This is a genomic window from Rhodopseudomonas palustris HaA2 (genome assembly GCF_000013365.1).
Lineage (GTDB): Bacteria > Pseudomonadota > Alphaproteobacteria > Rhizobiales > Xanthobacteraceae > Rhodopseudomonas > Rhodopseudomonas palustris_J.
In genome coordinates this window covers 4,420,191-4,433,892 of the sequence record NC_007778.1, presented here as the reverse complement: position 1 = coordinate 4,433,892, position 13,702 = coordinate 4,420,191, and the positions used below count along the sequence as shown (strand labels likewise).

At 66.1% G+C, this 13,702-nt stretch carries 14 protein-coding genes; 3 read left to right on the top strand and 11 right to left on the bottom strand.

The annotated features are described in order from the left end of the window. Window positions 1-254: 254 nt before the first annotated feature. On the bottom strand, window positions 255-629 hold the full coding sequence (locus RPB_RS19550) for a hypothetical protein (protein ID WP_011442755.1): 375 nt from the start codon (window positions 627-629) through the stop codon (window positions 255-257). Window positions 630-729: 100 nt separating this feature from the next. Continuing rightward, a complete protein-coding gene (locus RPB_RS19545) occupies window positions 730-1,950 on the bottom strand; it encodes an ABC transporter substrate-binding protein (protein WP_011442754.1) in 1,221 nt (406 codons plus the stop codon). Between the two features lie 107 nt (window positions 1,951-2,057). Here RPB_RS19545 and RPB_RS19540 point away from each other — a divergent pair, with 107 nt between their 5' ends. Beyond that, window positions 2,058-2,756, top strand: a complete 699-nt coding sequence (locus RPB_RS19540; RefSeq protein WP_011442753.1) for a nickel transporter — start codon at window positions 2,058-2,060, stop codon at window positions 2,754-2,756. Window positions 2,757-2,925: 169 nt separating this feature from the next. Here the strand turns inward: RPB_RS19540 and RPB_RS19535 are convergent, their stop codons facing one another. After that, window positions 2,926-3,558 carry a peptidoglycan recognition protein family protein gene (locus RPB_RS19535; RefSeq protein WP_041798370.1) on the bottom strand — a complete coding sequence of 211 codons (633 nt, stop codon included), beginning with the start codon at window positions 3,556-3,558 and terminating at the stop codon, window positions 2,926-2,928. A gap of 32 nt (window positions 3,559-3,590) precedes the next feature. Next, complete coding sequence (locus RPB_RS19530; RefSeq protein ID WP_011442751.1) at window positions 3,591-4,802, bottom strand: GGDEF domain-containing protein; 1,212 nt, start codon at window positions 4,800-4,802, stop codon at window positions 3,591-3,593. Between the two features lie 369 nt (window positions 4,803-5,171). On the opposite strand from RPB_RS19530, the gene queD reads away from it, so the two are divergent. Further along, the gene (gene queD, locus RPB_RS19525) at window positions 5,172-5,540 is read left to right on the top strand and encodes a 6-carboxytetrahydropterin synthase QueD (RefSeq protein WP_011442750.1); all 369 of its coding nucleotides are present in this window, start codon (window positions 5,172-5,174) and stop codon (window positions 5,538-5,540) included. Between the two features lie 62 nt (window positions 5,541-5,602). Here the strand turns inward: queD and RPB_RS19520 are convergent, their stop codons facing one another. Both RPB_RS19520 and RPB_RS19515 read right to left on the bottom strand, forming a co-directional pair. Next, window positions 5,603-6,196: a hemerythrin domain-containing protein gene (locus RPB_RS19520; RefSeq protein ID WP_011442749.1), complete on the bottom strand. Its 594-nt coding sequence runs from the start codon at window positions 6,194-6,196 to the stop codon at window positions 5,603-5,605. Between the two features lie 132 nt (window positions 6,197-6,328). Beyond that, entirely contained in the window at window positions 6,329-8,881 is a 2,553-nt protein-coding gene (locus RPB_RS19515; RefSeq protein ID WP_041798368.1) for a heavy metal translocating P-type ATPase, read from the bottom strand. A 227-nt stretch (window positions 8,882-9,108) separates the two neighbouring features. On the opposite strand from RPB_RS19515, the gene RPB_RS19510 reads away from it, so the two are divergent. Next, entirely contained in the window at window positions 9,109-9,384 is a 276-nt protein-coding gene (locus RPB_RS19510; protein ID WP_011442747.1) for a metal-sensitive transcriptional regulator, read from the top strand. Between the two features lie 59 nt (window positions 9,385-9,443). On the opposite strand, the gene RPB_RS19505 is transcribed toward RPB_RS19510, so the two are convergent. The 5 genes from RPB_RS19505 to hemN all read right to left on the bottom strand — a co-directional run bounded on the left by RPB_RS19505 (window position 9,444) and on the right by hemN (window position 13,685). Next, a complete protein-coding gene (locus RPB_RS19505; RefSeq protein WP_011442746.1) occupies window positions 9,444-10,100 on the bottom strand; it encodes a hypothetical protein in 657 nt (218 codons plus the stop codon). A gap of 112 nt (window positions 10,101-10,212) precedes the next feature. Next, window positions 10,213-11,064 carry a 3,4-dihydroxyphenylacetate 2,3-dioxygenase gene (gene hpaD, locus RPB_RS19500; protein WP_011442745.1) on the bottom strand — a complete coding sequence of 284 codons (852 nt, stop codon included), beginning with the start codon at window positions 11,062-11,064 and terminating at the stop codon, window positions 10,213-10,215. A 28-nt stretch (window positions 11,065-11,092) separates the two neighbouring features. Next, window positions 11,093-11,635 (bottom strand): VOC family protein, encoded by a 543-nt coding sequence (locus tag RPB_RS19495; protein WP_011442744.1) that lies wholly within the window; start codon window positions 11,633-11,635, stop codon window positions 11,093-11,095. A gap of 150 nt (window positions 11,636-11,785) precedes the next feature. Beyond that, complete coding sequence (locus RPB_RS19490; protein ID WP_011442743.1) at window positions 11,786-12,088, bottom strand: hypothetical protein; 303 nt, start codon at window positions 12,086-12,088, stop codon at window positions 11,786-11,788. A 247-nt stretch (window positions 12,089-12,335) separates the two neighbouring features. Continuing rightward, complete coding sequence (hemN, locus tag RPB_RS19485; RefSeq protein ID WP_011442742.1) at window positions 12,336-13,685, bottom strand: oxygen-independent coproporphyrinogen III oxidase; 1,350 nt, start codon at window positions 13,683-13,685, stop codon at window positions 12,336-12,338. Window positions 13,686-13,702: the final 17 nt, after the last annotated feature.

Below are 13,702 nucleotides of genomic sequence, written 5' to 3'. Positions count from 1 at the left end.
CATAACTCGGGCTCAGCGAGCCGCGAGAAGGAATTCGCGTGGCGGTTTGACATCGCGATCGACACGCACAGCGTCATCCTGAGGCGCGAGCGTAGCGAGCCTCGAAGGATCGGCCGCACGCGCCGTCCACGTCTCCGCATCCTTCGAGGCTCGCCCTTGCGGGCGAGCGCCTCAGGATGACGACGCTTGAGATTGCCGCGCCGGCAGCGCCGCCTCGCGCCATGCGCGCGAGGCGATGCGTGGAAGGGCAGCGCTTACTTCGTCTGCGGCGTCACCCGGTCTTCGGCCTTGAAGTACTTGCGGGCGTGGGCGACGATCTGGCCGTCGGTGGGGTGATCGACGGTCTCGACCGCGGCGATCTTGGCCTTCAGCGCCGGATTGTGCTGCTCGATGTATTTGACCAGCTCGGTCTTGGTATGGGCCGGGCCGATCACCAGCACGACGCCGGCGTCCGAAATCGCATCCATCGCCGCCTTCAGATAATGCGGGTCCTCGGGCTTGTGGTGCAGCTGCTTGGCGGGATGCTCGGAGTGAACCACCGTGCGCTCGACGTCCTCCGGATTGAAATGGAAGACACGGGCTTCCTTGTGGTCGATCCAGATCACGGCGTGGAAGTGGTGGGTCGTCATGAGGCGGAGTCCTTTCAGGCGCGCGCCGGACGGTCCGGCGCGCTTGCCGCGACCTTAGCCGTGGCGTGGAACCCGCAGCATGCGCTCGATCAAATCCCGCCTATTTCTTGACCAGCGGGCAGGCCGGGTCGGGCGGACCGAACGCCTCGGCGCCGGAGATTTTGGCGAGGATCTTGTAATAGTCCCATGGATATTTCGACTCTTCCGGGGACTTCACCTGCACCAGCATCAGATCGTGCACCATCAACCCGTCCTCGCGCAGCCGGCCGTTGCGGGAGAAGAAATCCTCGATCGGCTTCTCGCGCATCTTGGCCGCGACCTGCAGCGGCTCGTCGGTGCCGGCGTCCTTGATCGCCTGCAGATAGTGCATGGTCGACGAATACACGCCGGCCTGCCACATCGTCGGCATCCGGTTCATCTTGGCGAAATAGCGCTTCGACCATTCCCGGGTCTTGTCGTCCATGTCCCAATAGAACGACGTCGTCAGCAGCAGGCCTTGCGCGGCCGGCAGGCCGAGCGAGTGGATGTCGGTGATCAGCGCCAGCAGCGCCGCCATCTGCTGGCCTCCCTTGAACACGCCGAATTCGGCGCCGGTTTTAATTTCATTGATATTGTTCGGCGGGCCGCCGGCGATGCCGATGATCTTGGCCTTCGAGGCCTGCGCCTGCAGCACGAAGGACGATAGATCCGGCGTCGCGAAAGGAGGCCGCACCGCGCCCAGCACCTTGCCGCCGGACTTGGTGACGACCGCGGCGGCGTCGCGCTCCAGCGACTGGCCGAAAGCGTAGTCGTCGGTGATGAAGAACCAACTGTCGCCGCCGCGCTTGACCACTTCCTGCGCGGTGCCGACCGCGAGCGCGCGGGTGTCGAACACCCATTGCATCGCGTAAGGCGAGCAGAACTTGCCGTGAAAATCGGCGGCGCCGGTCGAATGGGTGATGAACATCCGCTTCTTCTCGCCCGCGATGTTCTGCACCGCGAGGCCGACGGCGGAGACCGGCACGTCGACGATCAGATCGACCTGTTCGACGTCGTACCAGCGCCGCGCCAGGGCGGCGCCGATATCGGGCTTGAGCTGATGATCGCCGACGATGATGCTGATCGGCTTGCCGAGCACGCTGCCGCCGAAATCCTCGACCGCCATCTGCGCGGCGGTGACCGAGCCCTGGCCGGTCGGCGTCGAGGCCGGGCCGTTCATGTCGGTGAGCACGCCGATCTTGACGACGTCGTCGGAAATCTGGGGCGAGGCTTGTGCGAACGCGGCCGACGGTGACAGCCATGCGGCCGTCATTATCGCCACCGCCAATGGTTTGGCGACCATGCTGGTTTCTCCCTTGTTCCGGCTCTGCGGCCGTGTTGTGATCGCGAACTTACACCATTCCGATGCTGCTGCAATTTCGGCCGGCCTAACACGACGATCAGGGGACGATGTTCGCAATTCTGGGGTTGGGGTTTCTGCTGGGGATGCAGCATGCGCTCGAGGTCGATCATATCGCGGCGGTCTCGACGATCGCGGCGCGGCGCAGCGGCGTGCGCGACATCGTCAAGCACGGGCTGACCTGGGGGCTCGGCCACACGCTGACGCTGTTCCTGTTCGCCGGCGTCGCCATCGTGCTCGGCCAGGCGATCCCGGACCACATCGCCACCCCGCTGGAAGGCGCGGTCGGATTCATGCTGGTCGGCCTCGGCGGCCATCTGCTGTGGCGGCTGTGGCAGGACCGCGTCCACGCCCATGTGCATCAGCACGGCGACGGCACGCGCCACATTCATCTGCACAGCCACGCGGACCAGCGCGCCGCGCACGATGCGCCGAGCGCCCACATCCACGCGCACGGCTTCCGCTGGCGCACGCTGATCGTCGGGCTGATGCACGGCATGGCCGGCTCCGCGGCGCTGCTGGTGCTCGCGGTGTCGCAGGCGCAGAGCCCGACGCAGGGGCTGCTCTACGTGGCGCTGTTCGGCGTCGGCTCGATGGTCGGCATGGGCGCGCTGTCGGCCGCGATCGCGGTGCCGCTGGTGATCTCGGCGCGCGGTCTGACTGCCGTCAATCGCGGGCTGCAGATCGCGGTCGGCGTGCTGACCATCGCCATCGGGCTACACACGATCCAGTCGACGCTGTTGTCCTGAGAGCCTCACATCAACGCCCGCATTCGTCATTGCGAGCGCGGCGAAGCAATCCAGAAGGCCGCGCAGCAAGTCTGAATTGCTTCGTCGCGGAGCCTGTGCTCGGACGGCGCGGAGCGCCGATCCGGGTGCTCCTCGTAAGCAATGACGGCTGGGAAGTTTCGAAGGACTTTCAGAACGCCGGATCGCGCGCCAGCTTGGCGAGTTCGCAGCCCTCGCAATAGCGCGAATCCTTGTAGTCGATCCAGTTGTGCGCATAGACCCGCTCGGCCGGAATGTCGTAGCGCGCGCGCAGCACACGGACGAGAATGCGCCACGCCGCGATCTGCGCCTCGGTGGCGGGCCTGGTCACGTCCGGATAATTGCCGGCGAACTCGATCCCGATCGAATTGTCGCGGGTGACCCGACGGTAGGTCGGCTTGTTGTCGATGTACTTGTTGTCGTTGCGGTTGGCGCCGTCGCCATGGGTGGTGACGACGGTTTCCGGCACCGCCCAATACACCGTGCCGTCGGTCTCGACCCAGAGCGTCACGCCGCGCCGGGTCGGGGTCTTCGCCTGTTCGCGCGCGCCGTTGCGGGCCGATCCGGTCGGGCCTTCGGTCTGGTGCACGATGATGTTGCGCCACGGCGCCTTGCGACGATCGCCCCACGGCGCCAGCCAGACCATGCTGAGGCCGGGAATCTCCGGCGTGCCCGCGCGCTGCGCGATCTCCGCCAGATCCGGCGCAAGCGTCTGCGCCGAGGCCTGGTGCAACGGCAACACCGCCGCGGCCAGCAGCGTCGTTCCGATCAGGCGATGGATCATCGATGGACGCCTTGCGAACGGCCGCGAAACGATCAGGCGATCTTGCGCACCGGCTCGAGGAACGGAGGCAGCGGTTCCAGCTTCGGCTCGTGGATCGCGTAGCGATCCTTGCCGAGTTTCTTGGCGTTGTACAGCGCGGCGTCCGCGGCCGCGATCAGCCGGTCGGGATGCAATCCGACCTGCGGCGTCCACTGCGCGACGCCGATCGAAGCGGCGATGGCGATGGCGCTGGCCGCATCGCCGCCTTGGGTCGAGAGCGCGCGGCTTTCTTCGAGGATGTGGCGGGCGACCATCGCGCCTTCGCGCAGGGTGGTCGCCGGCATCACCACGCAGAACTCGTCGCCACCGGTGCGCGCAAACAGGTCGCCGGGACGCAGCCGCGCCTGCGCGGCGCCGGAGAACCGGCGCAGGCACTCGTCGCCGGCGGCGTGACCGTGGCCGTCATTGATCGCCTTGAAGCCGTCGAGGTCGATCGCCAGCACCGTGAACGGCTCGCCGGTCTGCATCGCGGTCCGACACTGCGCCACCATCCGCTGCAGCAAATGGCGGCGGTTGGCGATGCCGGTGAGGTCGTCGATCAGCGCGAGGCTCTCGACTTCGGAGCGCAGCCGGTCGATCGCCATCAGCAGGAACGAGAAGTTCAGCGTCATCGACAGGAACACCAGCATCAGCACCAGCGAAGCCTGAAAGTCATTGAAATTGACCACCGACAATTCGCCGCCGACGCCGATGATCGCAGCCCCGGAGCGGACCGCGTAGACCAGCAGCATCGCGATCGCCACCGCTGCGGCCATCCGCGCGCCGGGATTGCGGCGGCCGCTGCGCGACAGCATCAGTGGCAACGTCATCGCGATCGGGACCGCCTGGGCCACCGAATAGATCAGGATCCGCATCATCATCGAATCGATCACGAGCAGGAAGAAGCCGAGACCCGCGCTGCAGGCTGCGGTCGCGCCGAGGGCGAGCCGCCAGCTCATGTGCCGGCCGTAAAAGCAGAAGACGCCCATTGCGATCAGATAGGCGGCCAGAACGACGGTGCTGCCGCCGACGATGAGGGGCACCTTGGTGTCCATCACGCCCCGCAGCATCCCGAAGCCCGCGCCGAGTGAAACCACAAAGCAGGCCGCGGTCCAGTAGCGCGCCGGTGTGAAGTTCGGATAGCTCCGCATCACGTGGGTCCAGACCAGACCCAGCGCGAGGAAGTTGATCAGAAAGACCACCCAGAGTGTCGGGACGCTCAACATCGCACGCCTGCGCGATGCGTCGCCGATATCCTGCTCTGGATTTTCTGCCGGTTCATTGCAACTCCCGAAGTTGACGGCAGGTTGCAGCTTCAGCGCTTAACGGAGTCTGAGGGGGACCGGGAAAACTACGGGTTGGTTTTGAAAGGATGAATGGCACCCCGCAGAGCTGCGGCGCGCGATCCAACCTTTGTTAAGCATGACCGGCCCGTCATTCGGACAACGGCCGGGCCGGCCCGGGTGCGTCGATCACGTCGGAATTCGACCGACGAGGTACGATTCTCCCGCAAACCCGGCTTCAAATGCCGGCAGCGCTCCGATAGGGTCCGCCGCGACCGATCTATGGCGCCATGCGCCCAACCCCCGACATCGATGAAAATCACCCAAGCATTCAGGTTCGAAGCCGCCCACCAATTGCCCAATGTCCCGGAAACGCACCGCTGTCGGCGGATGCACGGGCATTCCTATCGCGTCGAGCTGCAGCTCTCGGGGCCCATCAACCCGACGACCGGCTTCGTGCTCGATTTCTTCGAGATCGAGGCGGCGTTCGGGCCGCTGCTGGCGCGGCTCGACCATTATTGCCTGAACGACATCGAGGGACTCGAAAATCCGACCGCGGAAAATATCGCGATCTGGATCTGGGATCGAACCAAGCCCGGCTTGCCGGCGCTGTCGAACGTCCGGGTCTACGAGACGCCGGATTGCTGGGCCGACTACGCCGGTGAAGACACCGGCGTCTGATCGGGTGCCACATCGGGCGTCCGACAGCGGAATAGGCCGGGCAGGCGAAACAGCCGGGCCGCTCAGCGCACGGCGGCCGCCGCGGCCCTGCTGCGGTCTTCCTGGGTTTCCTGCTCCCAGCGCAGAATGGTCGCGTAGAGGTTGTGGAACTTGCTCGCGGTCTCGCCGTCGAACATCGGGTCCTTGCGCTCCTCGATCCGCGCGTCGATCCTGGCCCAGTCATCGTCGGTCAGGGTCTCGAGCGCGGCCGGGAACAGCAACTGTTCCTCTTTCGCCATGTGGCGGCGTTGATGCTCGAGGAACTCCTGGGCGGCGGCGTGGAAGGCCTCGCGCGGCAATTCCTGGTCGGCGAGGACGTCCTCGACCACCTTGGCGAAACGGTCGAGGCGTTCGCCCTCCAGCTCGTGCTCGGCTTCGACGTCGCCGACGGCGCCGGCGACGGCCGGGTTGCGTTCCTTGAGGATCTGGTAGACCACATCCTCCTTCGGATGATGGCAGGCCTCCGGATACTCGCGGAAGTACTGGATGATGGCCTGGAAGATCTCGTAGTCGGGCCGTTCGCGACGATCGAACACGCTGAGTTCGTGTTCGATGACGTTGAGCAGCTTCGCGATGTTGCGGTGCTCGTCGTGAAGTAATTCAATCATTCGTGACATGGCCGACCTCGACTGCTCGCTGACCGGAAGGCCGCAGCTGCGGCAAAATCCAGCGCGGACGATAGTGGCCGATGCGCGCCGATCCTTGCGGTAGATCAATGGCCGCGGGCGGCTATCAGTCGCAACGGATGCTCAATCCAGCGAGGTGGCGCGCAGCCGCAGGGCATTGCCGATCACGCTGACCGACGACAGCGACATTGCCGCTGCGGCGATGATCGGCGACAGCAGCAGGCCGAAGCTCGGATACAGAATGCCGGCGGCGATCGGGATTCCAGCCGAATTGTAGATGAAGGCGAAGAACAGATTCTGCCGGATATTGCGCATCGTCGCCTGGGACAGTTTTCGCGCGCGAACGATGCCGCCAAGGTCGCCCTTCAGCAGCGTGATGCCCGCGCTCTCCATCGCCACGTCGGTTCCGGTTCCCATCGCGATGCCGACATCGGCGGCGGCCAATGCCGGAGCGTCGTTGACGCCGTCGCCGGCCATCGCGACGATGCGGCCCTGCTTGCGCAGCTTTTCGACCACCGCGCTCTTCTGATCGGGCAGGACCTCGGCTTCGACATCGGCGATGCCGAGTTTTCGGGCGACGGCCTGCGCCGTGGTTCGGTTGTCGCCGGTCAGCATGATCACCCGGAGGCCTTCGGCGGCGAGTGCGCGCAACGCGTCCGGCGTCGATGCTTTCACCGGATCGGCAATCGCGATCAATCCGGCGAACCGCCCGTCGATGCCGACGCTGACCACGGTGGCTCCGTCGGCGCGGTGATGCTCCGCTATGTCGGCGAGCGGGGCCGTGTCGATCCCGAGCGAAGCGAGATAGTCGACGTTGCCGATCACGACCGAACGGCCGGCGACCCGGCCGGTCGCGCCCTTGCCGGTCGGCGCCTCGAACCCGTCGACCGGCGCGAGGTCGAGACTGCGATCACTGGCGGCGGTGACGATGGCGTGCGCGAGCGGGTGTTCGCTGGCGCGTTCGACGCCGGCCGCGAGCCGCAGCAATTCGGCCTCGTCGAAGCCGCTCGCGGTGGCGATCGCCACCACCTTCGGCTTGCCTTCGGTCAGCGTGCCGGTCTTGTCGATCACCAGCGTGTCGACCTTCTCCATCCGCTCCAGCGCTTCGGCGTTGCGGATCAGCACCCCGGCCTGCGCGCCGCGGCCGACGCCGACCATGATCGACATCGGCGTGGCGAGACCGAGCGCGCACGGGCAGGCGATGATCAGCACGCTGACCGCGGCGACCAGCGCGAAGGTCAGCCGCGGCTCGGGGCCGAAGGTCGCCCAGGCGGCGAACGCGACCAGCGCGGCCAGCACCACGGCCGGCACGAACCAGCCCGCGACGAGGTCGGCGACGCGCTGGATCGGCGCGCGCGATCGCTGCGCCTGCGCCACCATCTGCACGATCTGCGACAGCACGGTGTCGCGGCCGACCTGTTCGGCGCGCATCACGAAGCCGCCGGCCTGGTTGAGCGTTCCGGCGACGACCTTGCCGCCGGCCTCGCGCGTCACCGGCATCGATTCGCCGGTCACCAGCGATTCGTCGAGCGTCGAGCGTCCCTCGAGGATGATGCCGTCGACCGGCACCTTTTCGCCGGGGCGGACGCGGAGCTTGTCGCCGACCGCGAGGCTGTCGATCTCGACCTCGTGGTCGGTCCCGTCCGCCGCGATTCGCCGTGCGGATTTCGGCGCGAGGGTGAGCAGTGCCTTGATCGCGCCGGAGGTCGCCTCGCGGGCGCGCAGTTCGAGCACCTGGCCGAGCAGCACCAGCACGGTGATCACCGCTGCGGCCTCGAAATACACCGGCACGCTGCCGCCATGGCTCTGGAAGGCCGGTGGGAACAGCTGCGGCGCCAGCGTCGCGACCAGGCTGTAGACATAGGCGACGCCGGTGCCCATCGCGACCAGCGTGAACATGTTGAGGTTGCGCGTGACCAGCGACTGCCAGCCGCGGACGAAGAACGGCCAGCCGGCCCACAGCACGACCGGCGTCGCGCAGGCGAGCTGGATCCAATTCGACAGCGCAGGATCGATCAAGCCGTGACCACCAACGAGGTGGCCGCCCATTTCCAGCACGACCGCCGGCAGCGCCAGCGCGAGGCCGATCCAGAAACGCCGGGTCATGTCGATCAGTTCGGCATTCGGCGGCGCGTCGAGCGACACCAGCTCGGGTTCGAGCGCCATGCCGCAGATCGGGCAGCTTCCCGGGCCGACCTGACGGATCTGCGGATCCATCGGGCAGGTGTAGATCGTGCCCTCCGGCACCACCGGCGCCGGCTTCGCTTTCGACTTGTCGAGATAGGAGACGGGATCGGCGGCGAATTTGCCGCGGCAGCTCGCCGCGCAGAAGAAATAGGTCTGGCCCTGGTAATCGAACCGATGCGGCGTGGTCGCCGGGTCCACTTTCATGCCGCAGACCGGATCGATCACCTTGCCGTCGGCTGCTGCAGTCGCGCCGTGATCGTGGTGATGTGCGGCATGATCATGCCCGCCGCAGCAGGACGACGGTGCGGCGAAGTCGGTCAGTTGATGCAATTGCGCTGCGGGCTTGGGCGCCGCAGTCGGCCTGGCGGCTTTGGCCAGAATGCCTTCCGGGTCGGCCGCGAATTTGGTGCGGCATCCGGCGCAGCAGAAGTGATAGGTGGTGCCGGCGTGGTCGAAGCGATGCTTGCTGGACGCCGGGTCGACGGTCATGCCGCAGACGGGATCGATCGCCTTGGCGGACGCAGGTGAGATCGGCTGATCGCTCGCGTGGCGGCCGCAACAGGACGACGCCGCAGGCGGCGCAGGAACAGCTGCCTCCGCCGAGCATCCGCAACCCGCATCCTTGACAGCCGTGCTGCCCCCGGTGTGCTCTGTGTCGTGCATCCTGCGTCGCCTCGGCGCTTGTAACCCATACCGTGTAGGGGTATATATCGCGAATGAAATCGGACATCAAGGCGTCATGTCAGAAGCGCCTCGGCAGGATCGAGGGGCAGGTGCGCGGCATCTCCAAAATGCTGGAGGAGGGCCGCTATTGCATCGACATCGTCACGCAGATCTCCGCGGTCCGCGCGGCGCTGCGTCGGGTCGAGGAAGAGGTGCTGAAGGATCACGTCGCGCATTGCGTCGAACATGCGATCGCAAGCGGCGACAAGGCCGATCAGCGCCAGAAGATCGCCGAACTGATGGATGTGATCCAGCGGTCCAGCCGCTGATGTGAGGCATTCCGAGGTCGACCGCGTTGCGGTCGATCAAAATGGGCGCGCGCGGCCGCTCAGTTCGCCTGTCTTTTCTTGGGAGCCGGGCCGAACAGCGACGTCTTCACCGCGGCGAGGCCGCTGGAAAGATGATCCCAGCCACAGGAGACCGGATCGGTGTTGCAGGCGTATTTGGTCGCCCGTGCCGGCCGCTGCTTGTCGTTGCTGCGCGGCCTGTCGGTCGGCTGACGCTGCTTGGTCGCGGTCGGGCGCGACTTGTCCACAGCCGATTGCGGCTTTGCCACCGGGCGTGCCTCGGCGGGCGGCTGGCTTTGGGACAACGCCGCGATCTGCTGCTGTTTCGCCGCGAACGCCGCTGCGATGATGGTCTTGCGCCGCTGGTCGAGAAACGCGGTGTACTGCTCGTCCATCTTGCGCAGTTCTTCGGCGGTCGGATTCGGCCCGGCGATGTCGAAGCTGCGGTTCTGCATGAAGTCGAAATAGCTGTAGCCGCCGTCGGGCTTGCGCCGGCCGGCGAATTTCGCGTCGCATTGAGCGGCCAATGCGGCCTTGGCGTCCTTGCCCTCGGCGGTCTTCTCGCCCTTCTCGATGCAGTCCTCGTAGTCCACCGGCGCGCGGCTCGGCCACCATTGCGCCTGCGCCTGCGACGGCAGCGCAGTGGCGGCCAGCGCAATCGCGAGGTGCAACGAGGTCAGCGTTCGGAAATCGGTCATGCCTGTCCCACGGGCAGCGGATCGTGCGAGTTTCGCGATGATTTCGCCGTCCCGCGGGGCGGTTTGTCAAGCGTGGAGGGCCGTGACCTCGACAACGGCAGGCATTCGCAGATCACGCGACATGGAATTCGACGTTGATCTGCCCGCTGCCGCTCGACGGAAAGTAGTCGCAAAGCGGCTCCGCCTCGCCGTCGTACTTGTCCCAGCCGAGCGCGGCGAACAGCATCACGGTGTCGCCCATGCCGCCCTCGCCGTTGCACTTCACCGCATAGTCCGGGAGCATCGCGGTGAATTCGCGGTAGCGCCGCTCCTGCCAGAGTTGCAGCACGCGCAGGTCGACCTGGCGATTGAACTCACTGGCGATCGAGGTCCAGGCCTCCGGGCCGAGGTTTTTGTTCGGCCACAGCCGATGCGACAGCGATCCGCTGGCGAGAAGAGCCACTCGCTCGCCGGACTGATCGATCGCGCGCCGCGTCGCCTCGCCGAGCGCGCGGCTTTCCTCGATCGAGGTGAACAACGGCGAGGCGATCGACACCACCTTGGCCCAGCCGTCGGGATTCAGATAGTGCATCGGCACGATGGTGCCGTACTCCAGCCCCAGCGTCGGAACTTGATGCGCGAGCACCTTGAGACCGGCGCTCTCCGCCTCGCTGGCGATCGCTTCGGCGAGCGCGGTGTCGCCCGGCAGATCGTAGCGCAGATCCTGGATCATGTGCGGCGCTTCGTGGCTGGTGAAGGAGCCGCGATGCCGGGCATTGGCGTTGACGTGGTAGCCGAAATTCGACAGCCAATGGGTGTCGAACACCACGAAGGTGGAGACGTCGCGGGTCCTGGCGCGTCGGCCGAGTTCGCGCAGCGACTCCACCGCGCCGGCGCGCGCCTGCTTCAGTGGACTGTCGCCGGCCTCCGACAACATCAACGAGGGAACGTGGGTCACCTTCGCGGCGAGCACCAGTTTGCCCATGCTTCACTCCATCGTCGCGGGGGCAAGATCACTCGGCGTCGGCGAATTCTTTCTGGTGCAGCCAGGCGGTGTGGCGCGGCGGTTTCTTGGTCTCCGCCCATTCGTCGACCATGGCGTGGGCGACGTCCTTCATCTGTGCGAGCTGCTGCGGCGTCGCGGTCCAGGTGGCGACCTCGAGCCGGTGGCCGCTCGGGTCCCAGAAGTAGATCGACTTGAAGATGGTGTGGTCGGTGGGGCCGACGACGTCGAGCCCGTATCCTTCGGCGCGTTCCTTGGCGCGCATCAGCGCGTCGACGTCGGCGACCTGGAAGGCGATATGCTGGGTCCAATCCGGCGTGTTGGGGTCGCGGCCCATCGGCGGCGAGTTCGGCAGTTCGAAGAAGGCCAGGATGTTGCCGGCGCCGGCATCGAGGAAGATGTGCATGTACGGATCGGGGGCCTTGGTCGAGGGCACCTTGTCCTCGGCGATGGCGCCGATCAGCTCCATCCCCATCACCCGGCCGTAAAATTCGACCGTATGCTTGGCGTCCTTGCAGCGATAGGCGACGTGGTGGATCTGCTGAATCTGCATGATGTCCTCCCGAATTTGCTTTTGCATTTGATCAGCAGTGGATCAAACGCAGGCAGTCGGGAGGTTGACCTGGATCAACGATCGGCACCGGGCCGATCGAAATCCGCGAGGCAGCTGCGCCCCTCAGCGGCGCGGCCGGTGAGCGACGCCTCAGGCGGCGAAATGCTCGGCCGAGACCGAATTGGCGTGGTCGATATGGTCCAGCTCGGACAGCTTGGTCGTCGTCTTGCCGCGGCAGGACCAGGAGATGAGAGCCTCGTCGCCGCTGATCGACAGGATGATGCCGGTGACGCTGCCATGCGCGGTCACTTCGTCGCCGACCGAGAACGTCTCGTTGGCGAGCGCCGCTTCCAGCGCGGCGCGGAGGCAGATATCGTCGTGGCCGCCGGCGGCGCGAAACGCAGCCGTGGCCTTGGCGACCATATCGTCGGTGACTTTGAGTTTCTGGGTCATGGTTGTTACCTCGATCGGTCTGAGCTTCGACAGCGATACGCGCTGGCACTTAACGATCTGCGACTGCGGCCGGCCCGGCCCTCGGCATCGGCTATTTTCCGTTAAGGCGGTACGCCGGTGGGAGGAAGCCGCTGACATATTACCGTTGGCGGTACTTATGCACCTGATGCGACCTGTTCGGATTGACCTGCATCAAAACGCAAAACGCGCGCCGAAGCGCGCGTTGCAAGTGGACGGCGTTGGAGCTTCAGACGGCGATGGAATGCCGCACCGACGAATTCCGCAGGTAGGTATCGAACACCGCGGCGACCACGCGTGACAGCCGGACGCCGTCCGGCGTCAGCGTCAGCTTGCCCTGGTCGCAGATCACGGCGCCGTCGCGCTGCAGCTCGGCGAGCGCATCCTGCTCGGGCGCATACCAATCATCGCTGCAGCCGAAAGCGCGGCCGGCGGCGGCGAGGTCGATCTTGCCGTCGCACATGATCCGTTCGATCACATGCGCCCGCAGATTGTCCTGCTGGGTCAGGGCGTGCCCGCGCGCCACCGGCAACTGGCCGGCCGCGACGGCGCGCGCCCAGGCGCCGGTCTCGCTGATGTTCTGCAGATAGCCGCTCGGGGTCCGACCGATCGAGGTGGCGCCGATCCCGATCAGGGTCTGCGCCGCGTCGCTGGTGTAGCCCTGAAAATTGCGGTGCAGTTCGCCGGTCGCGGCGGCGATCGCCAGCGAATCCTTGGGCAGCGCGAAGTGATCGATGCCGATCCGCACATAGCCGCCCTTGACCAGCGCCTCGGCGGCGGCGTCGGCCTGCTCGGCGCGCAGATCCGACTGCGGCAGCGAATCGTCCGGGATCATCCGCTGGTTCTTGGCGACCCACGGCACATGGGCGTAGCCGAACAGCGCGACGCGGTCGGGCTTCATCTCGACGCACTGCTCGACGGTGCTACGCAGATCTTCGGCGGTCTGATAGGGCAGGCCGTAGATCAGGTCGAAATTGATCCGCTCGACGCCGGCCGCCTTGAAGCGGCTCATGGCGTGCGCGACCATCTCCGGCGGCTGAATCCGGTTGATCGCCGCCTGGACCTTGGGGTCGAACTCCTGGACGCCGAAGCTGGCGCGGGTGAAGCCGAGTTCGCCGATCTTGGCGACCATCTCGTCGGTCAGGGTGCGCGGATCGCTCTCGATCGCGAGCTCCGCATCGGGCACGAATTCGAAGCGCTCGCGCAGCAGCGTCATGATCGCGCCGAGGTCCTCGGGCTCGATCACCGTCGGCGTGCCGCCCCCGAAATGCAGATGGCGGACCGGCATCGTGCCGGGCATCGCATCGGCGACCAGATCGATCTCGTTGATCAGGCTCTCGACATAGTCGGCGACCGGCCCGTATTTCGACGCCAGCTTCATGTTGCAGCCGCAGTACCAGCACATCTGCTTGCAGAACGGCACATGGAGATAAAGCGAGATCGGCTCGTCGGTGTCGAGCTGGGCGAGCCAGCCACGATACACGGCCTCCGGAAAATCCTTGGCGAAATGCGGCGCCGTCGGATAGCTGGTGTAGCGCGGCACCGAGCTCTTGGCGTATTTGTCGAGGGCAGACGACATCGGTTTGTCTCTCACAT

What these genes read in the sequence shown, in the direction of transcription:
- RPB_RS19505 (WP_011442746.1), bottom strand. Translation starts at nt 10,100, where the DNA reads ATGACCGATTTCCGAACGCTGACCTCGTTGCACCTCGCGATTGCGCTG.
- RPB_RS19540 (WP_011442753.1), top strand. Translation starts at nt 2,058, where the DNA reads ATGTTCGCAATTCTGGGGTTGGGGTTTCTGCTGGGGATGCAGCATGCG.
- RPB_RS19495 (WP_011442744.1), bottom strand. Translation starts at nt 11,635, where the DNA reads ATGCAGATTCAGCAGATCCACCACGTCGCCTATCGCTGCAAGGACGCC.
- RPB_RS19490 (WP_011442743.1), bottom strand. Translation starts at nt 12,088, where the DNA reads ATGACCCAGAAACTCAAAGTCACCGACGATATGGTCGCCAAGGCCACG.
- hemN (WP_011442742.1), bottom strand. Translation starts at nt 13,685, where the DNA reads ATGTCGTCTGCCCTCGACAAATACGCCAAGAGCTCGGTGCCGCGCTAC.
- RPB_RS19515 (WP_041798368.1), bottom strand. Translation starts at nt 8,881, where the DNA reads ATGACCGTCGACCCGGCGTCCAGCAAGCATCGCTTCGACCACGCCGGC.
- queD (WP_011442750.1), top strand. Translation starts at nt 5,172, where the DNA reads ATGAAAATCACCCAAGCATTCAGGTTCGAAGCCGCCCACCAATTGCCC.
- hpaD (WP_011442745.1), bottom strand. Translation starts at nt 11,064, where the DNA reads ATGGGCAAACTGGTGCTCGCCGCGAAGGTGACCCACGTTCCCTCGTTG.
- RPB_RS19550 (WP_011442755.1), bottom strand. Translation starts at nt 629, where the DNA reads ATGACGACCCACCACTTCCACGCCGTGATCTGGATCGACCACAAGGAA.
- RPB_RS19510 (WP_011442747.1), top strand. Translation starts at nt 9,109, where the DNA reads ATGAAATCGGACATCAAGGCGTCATGTCAGAAGCGCCTCGGCAGGATC.
- RPB_RS19535 (WP_041798370.1), bottom strand. Translation starts at nt 3,558, where the DNA reads ATGATCCATCGCCTGATCGGAACGACGCTGCTGGCCGCGGCGGTGTTG.
- RPB_RS19520 (WP_011442749.1), bottom strand. Translation starts at nt 6,196, where the DNA reads ATGTCACGAATGATTGAATTACTTCACGACGAGCACCGCAACATCGCG.
- RPB_RS19545 (WP_011442754.1), bottom strand. Translation starts at nt 1,950, where the DNA reads ATGGTCGCCAAACCATTGGCGGTGGCGATAATGACGGCCGCATGGCTG.
- RPB_RS19530 (WP_011442751.1), bottom strand. Translation starts at nt 4,802, where the DNA reads ATGTTGAGCGTCCCGACACTCTGGGTGGTCTTTCTGATCAACTTCCTC.